The sequence below is a fragment of the Bacteroides faecichinchillae JCM 17102 genome (genome assembly GCF_000614145.1).
GTDB lineage: Bacteria > Bacteroidota > Bacteroidia > Bacteroidales > Bacteroidaceae > Bacteroides > Bacteroides faecichinchillae.
Genome location: NZ_BAKK01000026.1, coordinates 40,214 through 62,125, shown reverse-complemented (window position 1 = coordinate 62,125; position 21,912 = coordinate 40,214). Strand labels below are relative to the sequence as shown.

Annotated in this window: 13 protein-coding genes and 3 pseudogenes; 7 read left to right on the top strand and 9 right to left on the bottom strand. The window is 48.7% G+C overall.

The annotated features are described in order from the left end of the window. Positions 1-56 precede the first annotated feature (56 nt). The 7 genes and pseudogenes from tet(Q) to JCM17102_RS29790 all read right to left on the bottom strand — a co-directional run bounded on the left by tet(Q) (position 57) and on the right by JCM17102_RS29790 (position 13,574). Positions 57-1,981, bottom strand: a pseudogene (gene tet(Q), locus JCM17102_RS27640) (tetracycline resistance ribosomal protection protein Tet(Q)). 656 nt (positions 1,982-2,637) lie between these two features. After that, positions 2,638-8,451, bottom strand: a pseudogene (locus JCM17102_RS31760) (helicase-like domain-containing protein). Then, on the bottom strand, positions 8,441-8,893 hold the full coding sequence (locus JCM17102_RS13495; protein ID WP_004304266.1) for a DUF1896 domain-containing protein: 453 nt from the start codon (positions 8,891-8,893) through the stop codon (positions 8,441-8,443). Before JCM17102_RS13495 ends, JCM17102_RS31760 begins: the two are co-directional and overlap by 11 nt. Positions 8,894-9,055: 162 nt before the next feature. Further along, positions 9,056-11,142: pseudogene (locus tag JCM17102_RS27630) on the bottom strand (type IA DNA topoisomerase). Between the two features lie 60 nt (positions 11,143-11,202). After that, the gene (locus JCM17102_RS13485; protein WP_004291455.1) at positions 11,203-12,774 is read right to left on the bottom strand and encodes a DUF3945 domain-containing protein; all 1,572 of its coding nucleotides are present in this window, start codon (positions 12,772-12,774) and stop codon (positions 11,203-11,205) included. Positions 12,775-12,794: 20 nt separating this feature from the next. Beyond that, positions 12,795-13,145, bottom strand: a complete 351-nt coding sequence (locus tag JCM17102_RS29795) for a helix-turn-helix domain-containing protein (protein ID WP_004291454.1) — start codon at positions 13,143-13,145, stop codon at positions 12,795-12,797. A gap of 3 nt (positions 13,146-13,148) precedes the next feature. Further along, positions 13,149-13,574: a helix-turn-helix domain-containing protein gene (locus JCM17102_RS29790; RefSeq protein WP_004291432.1), complete on the bottom strand. Its 426-nt coding sequence runs from the start codon at positions 13,572-13,574 to the stop codon at positions 13,149-13,151. A 138-nt stretch (positions 13,575-13,712) separates the two neighbouring features. Here JCM17102_RS29790 and JCM17102_RS13470 point away from each other — a divergent pair, with 138 nt between their 5' ends. Further along, complete coding sequence (locus JCM17102_RS13470) at positions 13,713-14,012, top strand: helix-turn-helix domain-containing protein (protein ID WP_004291426.1); 300 nt, start codon at positions 13,713-13,715, stop codon at positions 14,010-14,012. Between the two features lie 31 nt (positions 14,013-14,043). Further along, a complete protein-coding gene (locus JCM17102_RS13465) occupies positions 14,044-14,349 on the top strand; it encodes a helix-turn-helix domain-containing protein (protein ID WP_004291424.1) in 306 nt (101 codons plus the stop codon). Positions 14,350-14,426: 77 nt separating this feature from the next. On the opposite strand, the gene JCM17102_RS13460 is transcribed toward JCM17102_RS13465, so the two are convergent. Both JCM17102_RS13460 and JCM17102_RS23860 read right to left on the bottom strand, forming a co-directional pair. Next, the gene (locus tag JCM17102_RS13460) at positions 14,427-14,789 is read right to left on the bottom strand and encodes a hypothetical protein (protein ID WP_004291423.1); all 363 of its coding nucleotides are present in this window, start codon (positions 14,787-14,789) and stop codon (positions 14,427-14,429) included. A gap of 11 nt (positions 14,790-14,800) precedes the next feature. Then, positions 14,801-16,036 (bottom strand): site-specific integrase, encoded by a 1,236-nt coding sequence (locus JCM17102_RS23860; RefSeq protein WP_004291422.1) that lies wholly within the window; start codon positions 16,034-16,036, stop codon positions 14,801-14,803. 362 nt (positions 16,037-16,398) lie between these two features. On the opposite strand from JCM17102_RS23860, the gene ffh reads away from it, so the two are divergent. The 5 genes from ffh to JCM17102_RS13425 all read left to right on the top strand — a co-directional run bounded on the left by ffh (position 16,399) and on the right by JCM17102_RS13425 (position 21,872). After that, positions 16,399-17,721 (top strand): signal recognition particle protein, encoded by a 1,323-nt coding sequence (gene ffh, locus JCM17102_RS13445; RefSeq protein WP_025075512.1) that lies wholly within the window; start codon positions 16,399-16,401, stop codon positions 17,719-17,721. Between the two features lie 44 nt (positions 17,722-17,765). Next, positions 17,766-18,596, top strand: a complete 831-nt coding sequence (locus JCM17102_RS13440) for a DUF4886 domain-containing protein (RefSeq protein ID WP_025075511.1) — start codon at positions 17,766-17,768, stop codon at positions 18,594-18,596. A gap of 112 nt (positions 18,597-18,708) precedes the next feature. Beyond that, a complete protein-coding gene (locus tag JCM17102_RS13435) occupies positions 18,709-19,815 on the top strand; it encodes a TlpA disulfide reductase family protein (protein ID WP_025075510.1) in 1,107 nt (368 codons plus the stop codon). A gap of 12 nt (positions 19,816-19,827) precedes the next feature. After that, a complete protein-coding gene (gene folD, locus JCM17102_RS13430) occupies positions 19,828-20,709 on the top strand; it encodes a bifunctional methylenetetrahydrofolate dehydrogenase/methenyltetrahydrofolate cyclohydrolase FolD (protein ID WP_025075509.1) in 882 nt (293 codons plus the stop codon). Next, on the top strand, positions 20,706-21,872 hold the full coding sequence (locus JCM17102_RS13425; protein WP_025075508.1) for a CapA family protein: 1,167 nt from the start codon (positions 20,706-20,708) through the stop codon (positions 21,870-21,872). Before folD ends, JCM17102_RS13425 begins: the two co-directional genes overlap by 4 nt. The last annotated feature ends 40 nt before the right edge of the window (positions 21,873-21,912 follow it).

Genomic DNA, 21,912 nt, shown 5'->3' with positions numbered 1-21,912 from the left:
GGAGATAAGTATATATCCCAACCGTATTGCCTTATAGAAATTTCCTGACCGCTCCATTATTTTAATGACATTGATTTTTGGAACATGAATAAAAGTTTATCTTTTTCGTTCATGCGGATATTATCAGAATAACCGTCTTTTGTTATTTGATACCCACATGGCTTAACCATAAAAATGCCTAAGCCTTAGTGTACGAACTTACTTCTGAGGCATAGTCTTTACTTGTATTTAATGGAACTTTCCCTTTAATATGACACCACTCATTATTACAACTGATGTCTTCAATCTCAGACATCAGTTTTTGCAAATCTGTAATAGCTTTGGAACTCGCTACTTGGGGTATCTGCAACTCAAAACAGAGCATCGGTTCGAGAATGTCCACACCTGACTGTTGCAAAGCCAGCCTGAAGACATAAGGGGTCAGCTGTCTGAAATCAGCAGGTGTACTTACCGGGCTATAATACTCGGCTTGAGTAAAAGTTACTTTCAGATCTGTCACTTCCCATCCATGTAAACCAGATTGGCAAGACATACGAATCCCTTCAAAAACGGCATTTTGAAAAGAATGGTTCAGATAACCATAGGAGATGTCACTTTCGATTTGCAACCCTGCCCCTAACGGTAAGGGTTCAAGAGTCAGCCCTATTGTGGCCCAGTAAGGGTTGGGTGGTACTTCGATCTGAATAATCTTATTGACCTTTTTTATAGGTCGTTCTTTGTAGATAGTCTTGATCTCATCAAAATGGACCTTTACGGAAAATCGTTCTTCCAGCAATGTCTGTATGATTTCCTTTTGGGTCAAACCATATAACGAGATTTCCAATTCATCACTATATGAGTTTATGGAAAAGGACAAAGACGGGTCTTCAATCCACAATGTATTCAGAGCGGATATCACCTTGCTTCTCTCTTCGGGCTTATTTGGCCGGACGGAGGATTTGAGAGCGGGATGCTGATGAGATAATCCTTGAATCAAACAAGGTTTAGCACCTAAATAATCTCCGATTCGAAAATCTTCTATATCTTCTACAATCGCGATATCATTGGCACCCACTTCATCAACATTTATCTCTCTGCCCTGATAAATAGTCTTTAGATTTTTAATCTTGATGAATTTTTCCGAATCGTTGATTCTTACAACGTCTCGAAGTCTCAGACTTCCGTCAATTATTTTAAGAAAACTTCTTTTATGCCCTTTGGGGTCATGCTCTATCTTATAGAGATAAGCTGAAAGTCTGTTTGAGACTGATGCCGGAGGAAGTATAAAAGAAGAAATGGCGTCCAACAACTCATTGATACCGATATTGAACATTGCTGATCCATGTAGCACCGGATAGACTTTGGCTTTTGCCACAAGAGCGATTATCGTATTCCAATAATCAGCCGGTGAAATTTCGCTATCCGCCAAATATCGTTCTAATATATCGTCGTCATGGTTGCATACAAATTCTTTGTATTCTTCCTTTATATATGTTTGGGAGCAAACCGGATAAACCGATCCATCGACAACAGTTTGCATAAACAGGACATCTTGCGACAGATTTGTTTTTATATCCATATACAAACGCTCCAAATTCACACCGGCACGGTCAATCTTATTGATAAATATAATTGTCGGGATTTGCAGCTTTTGTAAAGTACTGAACAGCAACTTTGTCTGCGCTTGTATGCCTTCCTTTGCGGATAAGATGAGGACTGCTCCATCAAGCATTTTGAATGTCCGCTCCACTTCCGCAATAAAATCCATGTGTCCCGGAGTGTCAATGATATTGCATTTCACTCCATTCCAGATAATAGATGTCGTAGAAGCCCGGACAGTAATTCCTCTACGTTTCTCTATATCCATAGAGTCCGTTATGGTGTCACCATTATCCACACGGCCGCACTTTTCCGTTGCTCCACTGGCAAACAGCAGATTCTCGGTTACGGAAGTTTTTCCTGCATCAATGTGAGCAAGAATTCCTAAATTTATAATATTCATTTGGATTAAGCAATAATATACTACAGTAGATGCATTGTCGAAACGCACCTTTTAATACCTCCTCGTAGCATATGAGAACTACAGGATTACTAACTCGTATTAATATGTATATTATTACTGCCGCATAACGATTACAAAATTACACAAAAAAATATATCTAACAAAAGTGGGAGGATTTTTTAACTTTTTACCATAGACATTTTATTAGGGAAGCGTAGGTTCAACTGGCAAGTACAAATAAGTAGAAATGTTTGAACAACACCGTTTTAGGAAGTTGAAAAATCAAGTTTCTCTCTCGGTATAGCGTTTATTTTGGCCAATATCTTCTTTAGTTTAGCATTTGTGTATTTCCCATTCGTGTTCTATTTAGCTCCTTATTATGAGTATGTAGCAAGTTACTTATCAAATTCAGCCTCTTTGAGGGTCAAATATGGTTTTGCAAATGGTGACTGACAAGACATAAACAAGGTCAGCAGGAATTTTTTACATAAATGGACATGAATGTATATAACCTAAAATAAGAATAAATTTTAATAAGGCTGCCCAAAAAGAAAAAAATGCAGTTGCCATCCTATAGATACTTGCAGAAAGGATAAAATTTACTTTTAGACCTTTTGGGATAGCCCTTATTAATACTTCAGATAAAATTCCTTAGGTTATATTTTCAATCCTTTGGACCGGGTTTCCTCCTTGGCATACAGTCCCGGACGCCCGATTATGACATGGTTGGCAACGATACTATCCGCCGGACTGCGTATCTGCGGCGGTGCATTTTCGGGATATTGCGCCTGCCTGTTCCTCACATCTTCCGCTTCCGGCTTGAGCTGTTGCCCTTCATTCTCCTTTTCTGCGACTTCGGGCGTGGGTGGCGCAAGCTCCAGCTGAATTTTTCGGTCAAGGGCGGCAAGTTCGGACTTCAACTGCTTCAGCTCGTCCTCCTTCTTCCACACCTTACCCGCTATCTCCTGTAACTGCGGTATCTCCATCTCCAGCACCTCGTTCTTCGCCTTGTACTGGTCGATGATGGAGGGTATCCTCTCCATCGCGTTGAGGAAGTTGCGGGCGGCGGCCAACGGGTCAGCCATCGCCAGATGCCCGTTGTTGTAGGTGTACTTGTAGTTCCCCTCGACCACGAAGCGGTTGTCGGTGAACTCCAATCCCTCTTTGAGTATCCTTTCGCTCACCACCTTTATCGGAAAACCGTAAAGTTCACCGACCTGCGTGTACAACCCTCCGGTCGTGGCATTCTTGGCTATCTCCTGCAAACGCTTTCCGATGACCTTCTCATCGGCGGAATCCACTCCGTCCACCTTTATTATATTAAGGCGGTTGCCCTCCTTGTCGGTCTGCACCACCGACAGGAAGCGGTTCCAGTCCTCCGTCATGGCATCTATGAAAGCCGTGTTGTTGCGCAACTCGCCGGTCTTTGACTCCAGCTTGAACTCCGAATCACGCTTGCCCTTGTTGAACGACTTGCGTTCCCCTTCGAGCGATGCGATCCGCTTTTCCAGTTTCGCCTTGTCCAACAGGTCGGTATTGCCGGAGAGCAACGCCATGTATTCCGAGAAATTCATGCCCGATTTTTCGTCCATTGCCCCCTCGTCGATGGTACGCGCACCCATCGCACCGCTTTTGAGCTGGCTTATGAAAGTCTGCTTGCAGTGCAGGAGGTTGAACTTGTAGCTGTCCAGTGACTTCTCCACCGCGTAGATGATTACATCCACGTTGTTCCCGGCGAAATGTTTGGCAATCTCATTACCTGCCTAACTCCGCGTCCGTCACGCTGTTGCAAGTCGGACGGTCGCCACGGCGTATCGAGATGATGGATAGCCACACACCGTTTCTGGGCGTTCACACCCGTTCCGAGCATAGAGGTAGAGCCGAACAGCACACGCACCGTCCCGGCGTTCATGGCGTCTATCACCGCCTTCCGCGCCTTGTCGGTCTTGCACTCCTGAATGAAGCGCACCTCGCTTGGCGGTATACCGTAGTCCTCCGTCAGTTTGCGCTTGATTTCCGAATAGACGTTCCACCCGTCGCCCGGCTGGTATGTCCCCAAATCAGAGAAAACGAACTGCGTGCCTTTCTGGGCGTCGTATTTTTGATAATACTCCGCGATCATCTTGGCACAGTGACTCGCTTTGTTGTCGGGATGATCTTCGTAATTCGGGTCTATCATGCGCATGTCGAGTGCCATTTTCCGGGCATAGTCCGTGGCGATGAGCATCTTCGCCTTTTCTTCCGTTTCCGAAAGCGGCAGCCTGCCCAACAAGGTGGCATCGCCCGTCTTGGCGAACTGCATCAGTTTCTGTATGAAGTCCTCCTGTTCCGGCGTGGGCGGTATATGGTGCAGTATCTCGTTCTTGGCAGGACGGTCAACGCCCACATCCTCCGCCGTGCGGTAGTCCGTGATTTCATTATAGAAGGCGGCAAGCTCCGGCACTTTGATGAAGTAGCGGAAACGCTCCTTCTGGACCACATTGTTCGTCACGTTAAATTCAAAATCCGTCGTCTTCTTGGCAAATATCGCCGCCCAAGCGTCGAAACACCTTATGTCCTGCCGTTCCAGCTCCTTCGGGCGCAGGTACTTGAACAGCAGGTACAATTCAGTCAGTGAGTTGCTGATAGTCGTGCCGGAGAGGAAGGTCGCACCCAAGTCTTTTCCTGTGCGCTCCTGTATGGTGCGTATGGCAAAGAGCATGTTAAGTGCCTTCTGGCTTCCCTCGCTGTTTCCCAATCCCGCCACACGGTCGTGGCGCGTGTTGAAAGTCAGATTCTTGAACTGGTGGCTCTCATCTATGAAGATGTGGTCGATGCCCATCTGCTTGAAATCCACCACGTCGTCCGTGCGTGACTTTATGGCGTGTTCCACCTTCTCCAGCTTCGCTTCAAGGTTGTGCTTGCGCTTCTCCAATCCTTTCAGCATCGCCCGCGACACGTTCTTTCCCTGCTGCCGTAGCACTTCGAGGTTTTCCTCCACCGTGTCAAGCTCTGCTTGCAGGATGCGCTGCTGCAATTCCGGCGACTGCGGTATCTTGCCGAACTGGTCGTGCGACATGATGACGCAATCGTAGTCGTTGTTCTTTATATTATTGAAGAAGCGCACACGGTTGGCGGTCGAAAAGTCCTTCTCCGAAGCGTACAGAATACGTGCGTTGGGATATGCCGCCTGATAGGTGGCTGCAATCTCCGCAACGTTGGCTTTCAGCCCGATAATCATCGGCTTGTGTGCCAAATTCAGACGCTTCATCTCATGCGCGGCGATGCACATTATCAGCGTCTTACCGGTTCCCACCTCGTGGTCGCAAATTCCGCCGCCGTTCTGTTTCAACATCCAGACGCAATCCATCTGTGAGGGATAGACGCTCTTGATACCCCGGCTTGCCAGCCTTTCAGGTTGAGGTCGGGAAAGGTCTGATGGGAGCCGTCGTAGCGCGGGCGCACGAAACAGTTGAACTTGCGGTTATACATCGTCACAAGCCGCTCCTTGAACTGCGGCGACTGCTCTTCGAGCCATTCGGAGAAGCCGTTTCGTATCTCGTCAATCTTGGCGTTGGCGAGTTGTATTCCCTCGCTGTCGCGCATCTTGATGTCGTTGCCATGCTCGTCCTTGCCGATGGACTTCATCATGTCAGGGCAGGTGTTGTGCAGGGCGTGTTTTAGGAGGTGCATACCGTCATAGTTCCGGTAATACCCCTTCACCAGAAACTCGTCCGTGATTTTCATGGTGCGGTAGCCGCACACCACCGAAAACTCGTCCATGCTTGCGGAATAGGCGATTTTCACCTCCGTGTCGAACAGCCGGCTCATGTAGGCGGCATAGACACCCGTCGGAATCCAGCGTTCCCCGAAATTGAAGTCCAGATCCTCGAAGGCGATGCGCTGCGGCTCGGCATCTTTCAGAGCCTCCAACGCCTGCTTCACCTCCGGCATACGCTCATTTTCGGGATTGTCACCCATCCATGCCTCTATGCGTTCCGCTTTCTCTATGACATTTCCGGCGATGAAACGGTCTTTGATTTCGTAACCGGTCACGAGCGGATTGTAGTAGATGCGCCCTTGCAGGGCAGTGAGCAAATCCTCCGCCGTGCTGTCGGTTATCTCCCGCATATAGTCGAGATTGACCGTACCATATTTGTTGAGCGACGCAGACAGGGCTTCTTCGGGAGAGCCTACGTTGGCATGGCTCTCCACCGCGAAGGAAACAGGATGCTCGAAGATGTCCGCCTTGACGAACTTTCCGTTTTCCATCCGTTCCAGCGAAAGGATGTCGCGCCCGCCCGCATCCATCATCACTAACTTCACGTTCTGCTTGGCGTTGAGGTTGCCGTAGCGCATGACAAACTCATCGTAACAGGTATTCAGATGCTCTCGCCACGGAACATTTGCCTCGCGCCGGAGCGATTCATAACGGTACAGACGCTCGTAGGCGTCACGCAGCGACACATACAACAACGCCTTTTCCTTCTGGTATCCTTTCAGGTCGAGCGGCTGGAATGTCGCCCCGTATGGCGTGATGTCTTTCAGGTAGCCGATGTTATGACGCCCCCGGTCAGCCACCAGCGACCCTTCGCGCAGGTGCATCTCCGGCGTGCGGTGGTAGGCACGCGGAGAAAGGTCCACGACTTCCTCCTTCGGCTTTTCCGCTTCGATGTCGGGGAAAAGGAAAGTCCCCACCGCTTCCGATGGGGTATCTGTAACGGCAGGTGCGGCGACTGCCTCCGGCTGTGTTTCCTCCTGTCGTGGCTGCTCACGGGAAGTTTCCGGCACGGCTTTCACTTCCGTCTTTTCCGCCACTTGTTTCTCGTTATGCTGCCTTGCCAGTTCCCGAAGTTCTTTCCTACGCTCCGGCGTCAAACCCATCATCATTTCATAGAAACCGTTGATGGGAGGATTGGTATCCCAGTCCAGTGTGGCATAGATGTCGTCCGGGTCGGCAGGCTTGGCGGTGTTCTCCGCTTTCACCTCCTTATTCTCCATTGCGGGTTTTGCAGTTGGAGCTGTCGGTGTAACCGTGACTTTCGGTTTGGGCGGAGTGGACTTTGCCGTAACTGCCTTTTTCACCGTCTTTTTCTTTTTGGAGGTTTTCGGTTGGCTGACCTCTTCCGTCATCCCCCAGAGGTCAAGCAGGGTGAGCTGCACGCCTGCGGAATATTGCGGGCGCGGTTCTATCTCCGGCTTTTCATCTGCGGGTTGCGGCTTTTCTGTCGGAGTTTCCACCGTCTGCGCCGAGGATACTGTTTCCAATTTTATGGCAGGACGCTCTACTTTATTTTGAACGGCAACTTTTTCTTCCGTTCCTGCCTGCCGGATTGAACCCGAATACAAGCGCATGGCAAGCCTGTAATGGAAATCCTCGTCGAGCATACGGCGCAAATCCCCGGCGATGCCTGCTGCCTTGCCCTCGTGCAGATAAACCATAGCGGGCTTCCCGTAGGGTCTGTGTCAAGTTTCGCCATCGTATGCACGATGCGTTCCGGGTGGTGGATGAAATAGGCGTTGTCGGTCAGGGCGGTTTTCGTGTCCGTCTGTATCACGGTCATCAGCCGCTCGTCCTGCGACATTTCCTTCTTGCTGAGGTTCTTTTGCAGGACAATCAGGTCACTGCCCACCTCCGTGCCCGCGTTGTCCGTGAACAGGTTGTTGGGCAGGCGTATCGCGGATACCAGATTGGCCTGACTGAACAGCTCGTTACGCACGGAGGTCTTGGTGCTATTCAATACCCCTTGCGAGGTGATGAACGCCACGATACCGCCGTCACGCACGGCATCCAGTCCTTTGAGAAAGAAATAGTTGTGGATGGTTTTCTGGGCGGAGCGTCTGCCGAAAGAGTCGCTCCGCTGAAACTCCGCGTCGAACACGGCAATGTCACCGAACGGAATGTTGGACACCGCCAAGTCGAAATAATTGTTGAACGGTCTTTCGATTTTCTCAAAACCGCAGGTGCGCATTTTCTGGTCGGGATAGAGATGCCTCAAGATTGTACCCGTGAGCAGATCCTTCTCGAAAGCCATCACATCCGCATTGGGGCTGTGCCGCAGCATGGAATCCACGAACACGCCGACACCTGCCGACGGTTCGAGCATACGGGCGGGGCGGACGCTGTAATCTGCCAGCACGTCCGCGATGGTGTCGGTTATCTCTTTGGGGGTGTAGAAAGCGGTCAGCACGGACGCTTTCAGCGAATCCACAAACCGCTTGTACTCTGTTTCGTCCTTGCTGTTCTCACGGATAAGCCTGTGCAGCTCCACCGTCGGGGCGAACAGTTCGAGGTCGGATTTCGCCCACCGGACGGCATCCGTCAGTTCCTTTGCAGGGTTGAGGATACATTTCAGACCGCCGAAACCGCAGTACCTTTGAAGTATGGCACGCTCTTCGGTTGTCGCTGTCCTATTTTCCCTGTCAAGGATGAATGCCGTCCGTATCGCCTCGATGTTGTCCCGCAGTTTCTGTTTGCGGTTAAACGCCATATTCGTCTAAGTAAAGGACGGTTGCTCCCGTCAGCTCCGTGTAGAGCAGGTCGTAATCGGAAGACAGGGCGAAATTGTCATCCGAGAGGTCATAGACGGAGAACACGTTGCCGACAAGCGGCAGCAGTTTCAGGACAAAGGCTTCACGCTTCTCTTCCGGCACTTCATCGGCAAACTCGTTTTCCACGACTTCGCGGAGGATGGCGTAACGGGAATAATGCAGCCCGCGCAGCAGCGTGTCCATCGCCAGTTCCTGCGCACCATCGGCGGGATAGCCTTCAAGCCGTGCCCTCTCATACGTTTCGGCGGCACGGTCGGCCCGTTCCCGTATGAAAGCGGTGTCGTCAGCCTGTTCAAACTTGTTCGTGCGGAGATAGTCCAGCAGGTACAGACCGTAATAGGAAAAGTCGGTCTGACCCTCGTTTTTCTTCTTGTTGTTCATTACTTTGGATTTAGCGGATTGATAATTAACGGGATAATCGGTTGGAAAAAGGAAGAAAAAGGCACTCGGTATCCCTCCGAGTGCCACCACTAAATCCAAAGTATGAGTGTAATCCGGTATCGAAGAACAATTCATTACTCTGAACAAGTGGCAAAGTTAATACTATTTCTTCCGTCCTGAAAATTTCTTGTCCTTTTTAGCCTCCGGGAACACAAAAGTCGTGTTATATTCCCCGTCAAAGGCGACAACAGCATCGAAACTCTTGCCCTGTTTGCTCTTGAACCCTTTGAGCAGCTTGGTATGCCCTTCGGTGAGCAGGTCTTTGATTTCATCGTCGGACAGGGTGCGTCCCGCTTTCAGCCGGAACACGGGCAGTCCGCACTCCGTGTTGTCGCAGCGTACCACCTTGCCGTAGAACCGCATCCTGCCCGTGCCACACTTGGGACACGCGCAGCCGGAGTCACGGCTGCCGAAGAGCTTGTCGCACGAGATCAGTTCGGAGGTTATCTCACGTGTGTACGCCTCTATCTCCTTGCGGAAGGTGTCGTCGGACAGTTCCCCGCGCTCGATACGCGCCAGCTCCTTTTCCCATTCGCCCGTCATGGCAACATCGGCGATGCGCATCGTCTTGACGACGGAATTGAGGGCAAGTCCTTTTTCGGTGGGAACAAGCGACTTCTTGCAGCGTTCCATGTAACCGCGCTTGAAAAGCGTTTCGATGATGGAGGCGCGTGTGGCGGGAGTACCGATGCCACAGTCCTTCATCGCCTGCCGCAGTGCGTCGTCCTCAATTTCCTTGCCCGCCGTTTCCATTGCCGAGAGCAGGGTGGCTTCGGTATGCAGCGGCTTGGGTTTGGTCTTTCCTTCGGTAATGGACGAGCCTTTCGGTGTCAGCGTGTCGCCTTCCTGCCAGCCGGGATGGTAATTTCCTCTTTTTCCTCGCCATAGACGGCACGCCATCCGGTTTGCTTCACGACGCTGCCTTTTACGGTAAACTCCACTCCGGCACATTCCGCCGTGACAGTGGTCACATCCTTGACGCATTTCTCAGAGAATGCCTCGACCATGCGCCCGGCAATCATCTGATAGATGGTATTGTCCTCTTTGGAGAGGAAGAGCGGTTTCTCACCCGTGACGAGCAGGGCATGGTGGTCTGTCACCTTGCCGTCGTCCACGCTGCGGCGTGTCGGGGCGGCTTTTGCCCGCACCTTGTCTTTCCATTCGGGCTGTGTGCCGATGAAAGCGAGCAGTTTGGGAATTTCGGCAAACACGTCTTCGGGGATGTAGCGGCTTCCCGTTCTCGGATAGGTTATCAACTTCTTTTCGTAGAGTTTCTGCGCGATTTCAAGCGTCTGTTCCGCCGTGAAGCCGTGCTTGGCGTTGGCTTCTTTCTGGAGCGTGGTCAGGTCGTAGAGCAAGGGAGTTTCCTCCGTCTTCTCCTTGCGCTCGGCTTTCGTGACAGTGGCGCAACCTGCCGCCTTTACCTTATTATATAGTTCCATCGCCGGTTCTTTCTCTTTCCATTTCTCGGAGGATGAGAATTTCACGACTTCGCCGTCGCAACCGTCCGTTGCGATATGGAGCTGCCAGAATGCTTCGGACGTAAAGCGGCGGTTCTCCCAGTAGCGTTCACATACCATAGCCAACGTTGGTGTCTGCACCCGCCCCACGGAATACGTGCCGTGTCCGGCGGCGATGGATAACGCCTGTGTGCCGTTGATGCCCACGAGCCAGTCGGATTCGCTCCGCGCTTTGGCGGCGAGGTAGAGGTTGTCGTATTTGCTGCCGTCTTCGAGTTTCCGCAGTCCCTCGCGGATAGCTTTGTCGGTGAGAGAGCTGATCCACAGGCGCACGAAAGGAGTGGTGCAACCCGTATAGTGGTAGAGGTAGCGGAAGATAAGCTCTCCCTCGCGTCCGGCATCGGTCGCCACGATGATATGTTCGCTTGTGTCGAACAGTCTTTTGATGACTTTTATCTGCGACACCACGCCGCTGTCGGGCTTGTAACCTTTCTCCGTCCTGACCTGACGGGGGACGAGCGTGAATGTGTCGGGAATAATCGGGAGGTTGTCACGGACAAATCCGCGCACGCCGTAGCCGTCGGGCATGGCAAGCTGAACGAGGTGTCCGAATGCCCATGTCACGGCATAACCGCCTCCCTCGAAATATCCTTCCTCTCTCTTTGTCGCGCCCACGATGCGGGCGATTTCACGTGCCACGGAGGGCTTTTCTGCAATGATTGTCTTCATGTCTTCTTCTTTTTTGTTGATACTTTGGATTTTATTTTGGATTCAGTGGCGGACACGGGATTACATTTTCATGCCCTTGCCCGTTTTCTTCTGCGGCTTCTCCTGCTGCTGTTGCTGGCGGGCGTCCTTCGGGTTGGTCTGACCTTTCTGCAACGGCTCTCTCAGATTCTTTGTAGCCTCGTTGGTCTTGCCATCGTTGTTCACCGCCACCTGCGTGCGGCTCTCGTTGGACGGAGCAACCTGCTGTGCATTGTCAGGGTTCGTGTCGTAGCGGTACGGGCGTCCCTTCTCCGGGTTGAACTTGATATACATCGTGGCATGGAAGCCCTGCTTGTCGGTCACGTTCTCCAGCTTCACGGCTTTACCCGCCACATAGTCGGCTTTCTGCTGGTCGGTGAAGCTCACGCCGCTCCATTTGCTGATGGGGCGGATGCTGCCGTCCTCGTTCGTCCACGTGTTGCGGCGTTGCTCCTTCTTGGTCTGTGCGGCATTTTCCCCGCCCTGCGCCTGACTTTTCGATGTGTCGCCTTTGGTTTCCTGTGTCTGTGCGGTACGGGGCGACTTGCCGGTTCCCGGCACGAACTCCACGCCGCGCTGCTCCACGTTCACTTGCAGGGTGGTGACGAACTTTCTGCCGTCGTTGCGCTCGATGAGCTTGTCGCGTACGGGCAGTCCGGCGCGGAGCATGTCCCGCTCCTGCGTGGTGATTTCCGTCTTGCCGATGCGCTCCGGGATGCGCACCCTGCTTGCCGGAATGTCCGTGATTTCATTCGTCTTGCGGTCGATGCTGATGTAGGAGGGGATGATCTCGCCCGTTTCCCTGTCCACAATGTCCACGACCCTACCGAGATTGCCCGTTTCGCGGAGGTTCTTCCGGTCATTGTCGGAGAATTTGTGTTCCTTGTACTCATCCAGCTTCTGCTCCTTGCGGATGAAGTGCGGCACGAGGCTGATGTTTCCCTCACCGTCCTTCTTGAAGGAGAGGCGGGCGTCCAGCTCGAATGATTCGCCGCCGAAGGTCGGTTTGACCTTTACCAAGTCGGACTTGCCATAGTTGAGCATCTTCGTAAGGTCGCCGGACTTTTCAAGGTTGTCCCGCTTTACGCCCCATCTGTCCTCCAGCTCCTGCCAGTTGATTTTACTCTCGTCGATGGGCTGGTAGCCACGTTTGCCCTGCATCTGTTCGGATTTGTCCTGTTGCTGTTCTTTCCGTTGTTCCATGTTCTCCTGTTTTTGAGGTTCTTGTTTCTCTGTCTGTTGTGCTGCCATCTCTTCCTGCACCTTCTTCTCATAGTCGGAGGTGTCCACCTTGTGAGGGGCGAGCAGCTCCTTGTTCGCTTCGGGGTCTTTCAGCAGTTGCTTCATCACCTCTAAGAGATTTTCAGCTTGGTCTGCCGCAATGCGGTAGAAACCGAAGCGGCTGGGTTCCTTGCACTGCCGGAAGAAGTTCTTGAAGAAGTTGTCCAGCACGTCGCCATGTCGGTCGAATTGCAGGAAACTCTGCGCGTTCTCCGCTTTTGCGGGGGTGCGCTTGGGTGTGCCGTCCGCGTTCAGCCCGGCTACCACGCTGATCTCGCCTGTCTTCTCGTCACGGACTACCAGCACGTCCTTTTCGTCTTTTTTCTTTGCCATCTGAAAAATGTTTTAATGGGTTATTTATGAAAGAAATTATGGATACGAGCCTTGTAGAAGGCTATATCTTCCTTTTTGAAGTCCTTGATATGGTTGGAAAGGAATGTCAGCACGTCCTCCTCGCTGTAATAGGTCTTCTTGCCCAGCGTCTTGTAGGGCAATGCGCCTACGCTGCGGTAGCGTTGGAGGGTGCGTTTGCTTATCTGGAGCAACATGCACAAATCCTGATTGTCGAAAAGGCGGATGCTTTCCGTGATAGTGGGCTGTTTCCCCTCAGCCTTCATCGCCAGCAGCAGTTCGTCCTGACGGTCGAGCCGTTCCATCAGCTTCTGCATCCAGCCCTCGAAGTTGTTTCGTGTGAGCAGTTCCATGACCTATGTCCTCCTTCCTTTTGGTTTGCCGCCCGTGCGCAGCGTGTGGTTGTGGAACAGGGTGTCTATTGTCCCTTCCTCGTTCCTTACTGTGTTGTCCTCCAATAGCCGCAGTATCTCGGAAAGGCGGTAGCGGCAGCTTCCGCGTACCACCACATACTCGATACGGTGGTCGGTGCGCATACGCTGCATGGTGCGCTTGCTCACGTTGAGCATCTTCGCCGCCTGTGCCGTGTCAAGCAGCTTGTCTTCGGTTTCCCGCTTCCGTTTCTTCTCGTCCCTTGCCTCGCGGATGTACCCTGCGATGTTCGCAATCTGCGCCATCATCTCCTTGTAGGCGGAACTTTCCATTGTTATCACTTTCATGTTCAGTCCTTTCTTTTTGTTTCTGCGACAAAATTCGGCAATAAACAAAAGGGGCTTTAACAACTCACTACGTGACTCACGTAAGATTTTTGCGGAAGATGGCTCCGTAACCCGGTCAAACGGCGCAACAGGCAGCCTTTCAGCGGAAAACGATACGTCTTGTATGCCGTTTCGTTACCTTTGCGGCAAACTCTAAATGACATGAATATGGAAATAGTATCTATCGAGAAAAAGACTTTCGAGATGATGGTGGCGGCATTCGGCGCACTCTCGGAGAAGGTCGCCGCCCTGAGGCGCAAAAGCGACACGGGGCGCATGGAAAGATGGCTCACGGGCGAGGAGGTCTGCGGGCAGTTGAGAATAAGCCCGCGCACGTTGCAGACGCTGCGTGACAGGCGGCTTATCGGCTACTCGCAGATAAACCGCAGGTTCTATTACAAGCCAGAGGAGGTGAAGCGGCTGATACCGCTTGTCGGCACGCTCTATCCGCACGGCAGATGATTTGATTTATTCACCCACTGAATCCGAAGTTATGATGAACGAGAACAACGATGTTTTTACGATGGAAGACGAGCCGATAGCCTCTGTGGTGCAGGATATGCGCAAAGGCTCGAAATGGCTGTCCGCATTTCTGGAAAGCTACCGTCCTCCGCTGGACGGGGAACGTTACCTGACGGACGGCGAGGTGTCGGAACTGCTCCGTGTGAGCCGGCGCACCTTGCAGGAATACCGCAACAACCGCGTGTTGCCCTTCATACTTTTGGGAGGGAAGGTGCTTTACCCGGAAACGGGGCTGCGCGGGGTACTGGAAGCGAACTACCGCAAGCCGCTGGAGTGAGGCGGTTTCATGAAAAAGTAAACGGGTGACACCTTTTGTGGTGCTACCCGTTTACTTGTCTTATGGGGTATGTGCAATCAGCAATACCCGGCTTTTCCGTTCTGTATGAACATCACGTATGTCTGCCGTTTCTCTTGTGAGAGTGCCTTTCCCACCAGCCATGTGCGGAACAGGTGGGTGTTGTAGGTATTCACCCTGAAAGCGACCGGGATGATGATTTCAAGGGCGTACACGTCCGCGTGCAGCCCGTTTTCAAGCTGCATGTAGCGGCACACCTCGTAGTCGTTCAGCACGTCCGACTTGCGGACGGCTCTGATGGCGGCGTTCACTGCCGGGACGGTCGTATGGAACAATCCGGCTATTTCGGTGGCGGTCATCCACACGTCGTTACCGGTTACGCTGACTGCCTTGTCCTCGATGATGATTGTGTCACGTTTCATGGCTTTTCTTTTTAGATGGTGCAACCTGCAAATTCCTCGACGCCGTTCAATCTTGCGGCAAGGTTCTCCATGTCCTGATTGAGCTTCTCTTTGGTTATCTTTGCGTAAATCTGCGTCGTCTTTATGCTCTTGTGTCCGAGCATGGAGCTGACCGTTTCGATGGGAACACCGTTGGAGAGGAATATCGTCGTGGCTGCCGTGTGGCGGCTCTGATGCCACGTGATATGCTTGGTGATGCCGCAACGCTTGGCGACGGCACGGATACCGGCAAGGCACGTGTTATAATGCGGAACGGGAAATATCCTGCCGTCCCCGCACAGTCCCCGGTATTTGCCGATTATGCGGTTGGCGATGTCGAGCAGGCGGATGTTGGACACCACGCCCGTTTTCTGGCGGTTGATGTTTATCCACTCGTGTTCGTCGAAGTAGGTGCGGATATTCTCTTCCGTAAGGTTGCGCATATCCGCGAACGACAGCCCCGTGAAGGCGCAGAACAGGTAGAGGTCGCGGTACAATTCCTGTTTGGCGTTTTTCAGTTTCCCCTCCATCAGCAGGCGGATCTCATCTTTGGTCAGGAAACTGCGTGTTGTTTCCTCCTTCTTGATTTCATACTCGCGGAACGGGTCGCGCGTCAGCCACTCGTTGTTGATGGCGATGAATACCATCGTCCGTAACGGGCAGACGTACAGCCACACGGTATTGGTGCAGCAGTGCTTGTCCGTGCGCAGGAACATCTCGAAGTCGGAGATGAAAGCCGGGGTAAGCTCTTTTAGGGCGATGTCCTTCACATGGTAGCGGATGTCGAGGAACTCTTGCATGTGCTTGTAAACGGTGCGGTACTTCAGCAGCGTGCCTTTGGCTTTCATGCCTGCCTCCACCTGCTTCTCGTAGTCCTCGTTGTGCTGGCGGAACACCTGCATCAGCGTGTGGTAGCGGTGTTCCAGTCCGAGAAAGGCGTTCTTCACCTTCTCCGCCGTGACGAAGTTGTCACGCTCCATGATTTCCTGATAATGCCTGTTGATGCGTACCCGCATCTTGTCAAGCATACGGTTCGTTTCGAGTGCCGCCGTGCTTCTGCCCGTGACACGTCCACCTTTGGTGTCCCACAGTTTCGGATCGACAGTCAGTTTGCAGCTGAACTGTGTCTGGCTGCCGTCCACCGTGATGCGTCCCATGACGGGAACTGTCCCGTCCTTTTTCACTACCTGACGCTTGAGGTAGTAGATTACTGAAAATGTACTCTTCATTGTCCTTAATTTTTGGGTTTCAAAATTAGTTGGTGAAGAGTCCGGTGTTGGTACGCAAAACGGGGAGGAACGGCGCAATCTTTTTCCGTAACCTGATTTTTCGCATGAGTTATGGATAACTCACTATTCCTTAGAGCCTTGTTTCGCTATTCGTACCCGTTTGTCGCATTTTCGGGCATGGTTACGAACAAGTAACGTAGCGGCGTCAGGATTTGGCTTCGGCAGGGATTGTAATGCTTCACGGATTATCGCCACTTCAACCAAAACCCTTGTAACTCAATTCTATCACTATATCTTTCCGCATTTCACTTTTTTGTAGTAACTTTGCGTCATTAATTTAGTAATAAGTAATAAAAATAAATATGTTCGATAATTTAAGTGAGAGACTAGAACGGTCATTTAAGATTCTGAAAGGTGAAGGCAAAATCACCGAGATCAACGTAGCAGAAACGCTGAAAGATGTACGCAAAGCATTGCTCGATGCCGACGTAAACTATAAAGTTGCGAAAGGTTTCACTGATACAGTGAAGGAAAAAGCTATCGGTCAGAATGTGCTTACTGCTGTGAAGCCAAGTCAGTTGATGGTAAAAATCGTACATGATGAACTTACTCAGTTGATGGGTGGAGAAACTGCTGAAATTGACATTAATGCCCGCCCGGCGGTTATCTTGATGTCCGGTCTGCAGGGTTCTGGTAAAACGACCTTCTCCGGTAAGTTAGCACGTATGCTGAAAACAAAAAAGAATCGTAAACCGTTACTTGTTGCTTGTGACGTTTACCGTCCGGCAGCTATCGAACAGTTACGTGTACTTGCTGAGCAAATCGAAGTTCCTATCTATTGCGAACTGGACAGCAAGAACCCGGTAGAAATTGCTCAACATGCTATTCAGGAAGCTAAAGCCAAAGGATACGACCTAGTTATCGTCGATACAGCCGGACGTCTGGCAGTAGACGAACAGATGATGAACGAGATTGCTGCAATTAAGGAAGCTATCAATCCGAATGAAATCTTATTCGTGGTAGACTCCATGACAGGACAGGATGCTGTAAATACTGCTAAAGAATTTAATGATCGCTTGGACTTCAATGGTGTGGTATTGACTAAACTTGATGGTGATACTCGTGGTGGTGCAGCTCTTTCTATCCGTTCGGTGGTCAATAAGCCGATCAAGTTTGTAGGTACGGGCGAAAAGCTGGATGCAATAGACCAGTTCCACCCGGCACGTATGGCAGACCGTATTCTCGGTATGGGTGATATCGTGTCTTTGGTAGAACGTGCTCAGGAACAATATGATGAAGAAGAAGCAAAACGTTTGCAGAAAAAGATTGCCAAGAATCAGTTTGACTTCAACGACTTCCTCAGCCAAATCGCTCAAATCAAAAAGATGGGTAATCTGAAAGATCTTGCCTCTATGATTCCGGGAGTGGGTAAAGCTATTAAAGATATTGATATTGATGATAATGCCTTTAAGAGTATTGAAGCAATCATCCACTCGATGACTCCTGCAGAACGTTCCAATCCTGAGATTCTGAACGGTTCACGTCGTACTCGTATTGCCAAAGGTAGCGGAACGACTATTCAGGAAGTAAATCGTCTGCTGAAACAGTTTGACCAGACACGCAAAATGATGAAGATGGTAACCAGCAGCAAAATGGGTAAGATGATGCCCAAGATGAAACGATAAACTTTTATCTGATAGAATTGAAGTTAAAAACAGGAAAGATAATAGTGAAGAAGCTTATTTTACTTTTATTGATAGGTCTGTCAATCTCCTTTTCTGCTCAAGCAAAAGTTATAAAAATACTAGCTATTGGCAACAGCTTTTCGGCTGATGCAATAGAACAATATTTATACGAACTGGCAGCTGAAGGGGGTGACAGTCTGGTTATTGGTAACGCTTATCGTGGTGGACAAGGTTTTGAGTCACATTGGAAAGTAGTTGAAAAGAATAAACCTGAATTCGAATATCATAAAGTAGTAGGTGGCAAAAAGAGTAATCAGAGAAAAACTTTACTGGAATGTATTCAAGATGAGGAATGGGATTATATAACATTCCAACAAGTAAGTCAGGATAGCGGTGATTATCCTACCTACGAACCTTGGTTGACTCGTCTATTGGAATATGTAAAACAGCATGTACGCAATCCCAAAGTGAAATATGCTCTACACAGGACTTGGGCTTACCCACAAAATTCTGATCATAGAGCATTTAAGAAATACAACAAGGATCAATTGCAAATGTACCGGAGTATAGTAGCTGCCACGAATCAATCAAAGAAGCAGCATAAAGAATTCTGTATGATCATTCCTGCCGGAACAGCCATACAGAATGCACGTACAAGCTTTATAGGTGATAACTTCAATCGTGATGGTTATCATCTTACTTTCGGACTAGGACGTTATACAGCTGCCTGCACATGGCTCGAAAAAATCACCAAGCAAAAGGCTATCGGAAAGAAATTCAGACCGAAAGGCGTCAGTGAAGAGGAAGCACTTATTGCACAGAAAGCTGCCCATTATGCGGTTCGTCATCCTGACAAAGTAACGGAGATAAAGTGATAAAGAAATGATAATACAAAGAGGAAGCTTCGGCCTCCTCTTTTTTATGTCCGAAAGATTGCCGGGTTCGACAAAATATCCTATTTTTGTCCATCATCAAAAAACAATGTACATGAAACGCACTTTTTTATTAAGTTTTATCGTCATTTCTGCCTGTTTTTGTTACGCGCAGCAAAGAGTGGCAACGTATATTGTTGAAGGTGTTCTGTCTGATCCCAGTCTGGAAGGAACAACAGTAACTATCGCAAGATATGATAATTCTAAAATAGTAAATAGCACTAAAGTTTCAAACGGAAAATTTAAAATTACGGGAGAAGTACAAACTCCTTTTCTAGCAAGAATCTATGCAGAAAAGCGCTTTGGCATATTGATAGTAGAAGAAGGTACAATACTTATAGACATGGAGAAAACTCATACTGATACCGGAATCCCAATCATTCATCCGGCATCCGGTACTCCCCTAAATAATGAATTTGCAAACCTTAAAAGGTCTATAGATAGTCTAGTATACAATCAGATCGAACAATACGAACAGATAGAGAAAGAATATACTGATAGTCATAAAAAAGCCCAGCTACAGAATGAGCTTATTGCCAAAATACGTCCAATACTTATATCCAACTATCAAAAGGTATTTCAACAGCATAAGAATGATGTACTCGGAAGTTACACTATCGACGCTCTTTCCAATGAATTATCTCCTGATGAGATGACGTCTGTATTTGCTCAAGCAGGCCCATATATCATGTCACTTCCCAATACACAGGAAATAATTAAACGACTCGAGAAACTCAAGCAGACCTCGAAAGGTAAAATGTTTATTGATTTCGAAGGTAAAAATGAAAACGGACAACCTCTTAAACTATCGAACTTTGTCGGTAAAGGAAAATACACTTTAATTCATTTCTGGTCCAGAAGTTGTGGCGGTTGCCGAAAAGAAATGCCTATTATCGCTGAAGTTTATAAACAATTCGGCAATAAAGGACTGGAAGTGATTGGTGTGGCTGTGAATGAAGGATCTATCAGTACCAAAAAAGCAATTAAGGAATTAAATGTAACGTGGCCCCAAATATTTGAAACAGGTCATCAACCTTTCGAGATTTACGGATTTAATTATATCCCACAAGTCATGTTATTTAGCCCGAATGGAATAATCCTTGCACGTGATTTGAATAGAGAGAATATCCTAAGTAAAGTAGAAGAAATTTTTAAACCATAATAAATTAAAAATATGACATTAATAGATGGAAAAGCCATTTCCGAACAAGTAAAACAAGAGATAGCAGCCGAAGTGGCTGAAATTGTTGCTCGTGGCGGTAAGCGTCCGCATCTGGCAGCCATTCTTGTAGGACACGACGGTGGCAGCGAAACATATGTAGCAGCAAAAGTAAAAGCTTGCGAAGTGTGTGGATTCAAATCTTCACTCATCCGCTACGAAAGTGATGTAACCGAAGAGGAATTGTTGGCAAAAGTTCGTGAACTGAACGAAGATGACGACATAGACGGATTTATTGTACAGCTTCCGTTGCCGAAACATATCTCTGAACAGAAAGTGATCGAAACAATTGATTATCGTAAAGACGTAGACGGGTTCCATCCTATCAACGTAGGACGTATGTCTATCGGTCTTCCCTGCTATGTATCCGCTACTCCTAATGGTATCCTTGAACTGTTGAAACGTTATCAGATAGAGACTTCTGGGAAGAAATGTGTCGTACTTGGACGCAGTAACATTGTTGGTAAACCAATGGCGGCACTAATGATGCAAAAAGCATATCCGGGCGATGCTACTGTCACCGTATGTCATAGTCGCAGTAAAGATTTGATAAAAGAATGCCAGGAAGCTGACATTATCATTGCTGCTTTAGGACAACCCAATTTTGTAAAAGAAGAAATGGTGAAAGAGGGCGCAGTTGTCATCGACGTAGGTACAACTCGTGTTCCGGATGCTACCAAAAAGTCCGGTTTCAAATTAACCGGCGATGTGAAATTCGATGAAGTGGCACACAAATGTTCTTACATTACTCCCGTTCCAGGTGGAGTGGGTCCGATGACAATCGTATCACTCATGAAGAATACACTTTTAGCTGGAAAGAAAGCTATTTACCAATGAAACAGATTTGGTTTCTAATGATAATTTTACTCTCTTTGTCCTGTACTTCACAGTCGCAGACAAAGAGAGAATCTGGGGATGACATACCTCTGGACAGTCTTTCTCTTTCTGATAGCATATCACCTACCGACACAGTCCGACTACTTTTCGTAGGAGACCTTATGCAACATCAAGGGCAAATAAATGCAGCATATGCAGCTAAAGGCTTCAAAGGGTACGATTATTCTTCGTATTTCGAATATGTCAAAGAAGAGATAGGTAGAGCAGATTTTGCCATAGCCAATTTGGAAGTTACTTTAGGAGGTAAACCTTATAAAGGTTATCCTGCCTTCAGTGCTCCAGACGAATATCTTACAGCTATTCATGAAGCAGGTTTCAATGTTCTCGTCACTGCCAACAACCACAGCCTCGATCGTAGGCAAAAGGGCTTGGAACGTACTATACGCCTCATTGATTCTCTGAATATTCCTCATGCAGGTACTTATATCAATAATAAAGAACGGGCCAAGAAATATCCACTTATATTGGAGAAGAACGGTATTCGTATAGCACTACTCAACTATACTTATGGAACTAATGGAATTTCTGTTACACCGCCCAATATCGTAAATTATATCGATACAACTATCATCACCAAGGATATTGATACTTGCAAAACATTACATCCGGATGTAATTATCGCTTGTATGCATTGGGGAGAAGAATATCAATCGCTTCCCAACAAACAACAGAAATTCCTTACTGATTGGATGCTTCAAAAAGGAGTGAATCATATCATTGGTTCGCATCCACACGTCGTACAGCCAATAGAAGTACGTGAGGACAGCCTTACAAATGAAAGAAATCTTGTTGTTTACTCCTTAGGTAACTATATTTCCAATATGTCAGCCCGTCGTACAGACGGAGGATTAATGGTCAAGATGGAATTAGTGAAAGATAGTACCACGCGTCTCAATAATTGCGAGTACAGTTTAGTATGGACAGCCCGTCCCACACAATCCGGGAAAATAAATCATCAATTATATCCCGTCAATATGCCTACAGATTCAATTCCTATAAATACTCGTAACTCATTGAAAATCTTCACAAATGATGCACGAAACCTATTTACCAAGCATAATCGGGGAATAAAAGAATACTTTTTCTACGAAAAAAAAGAGTAGATTTTTTTGGAGATTTAAAGATTATATCTATCTTTGCACC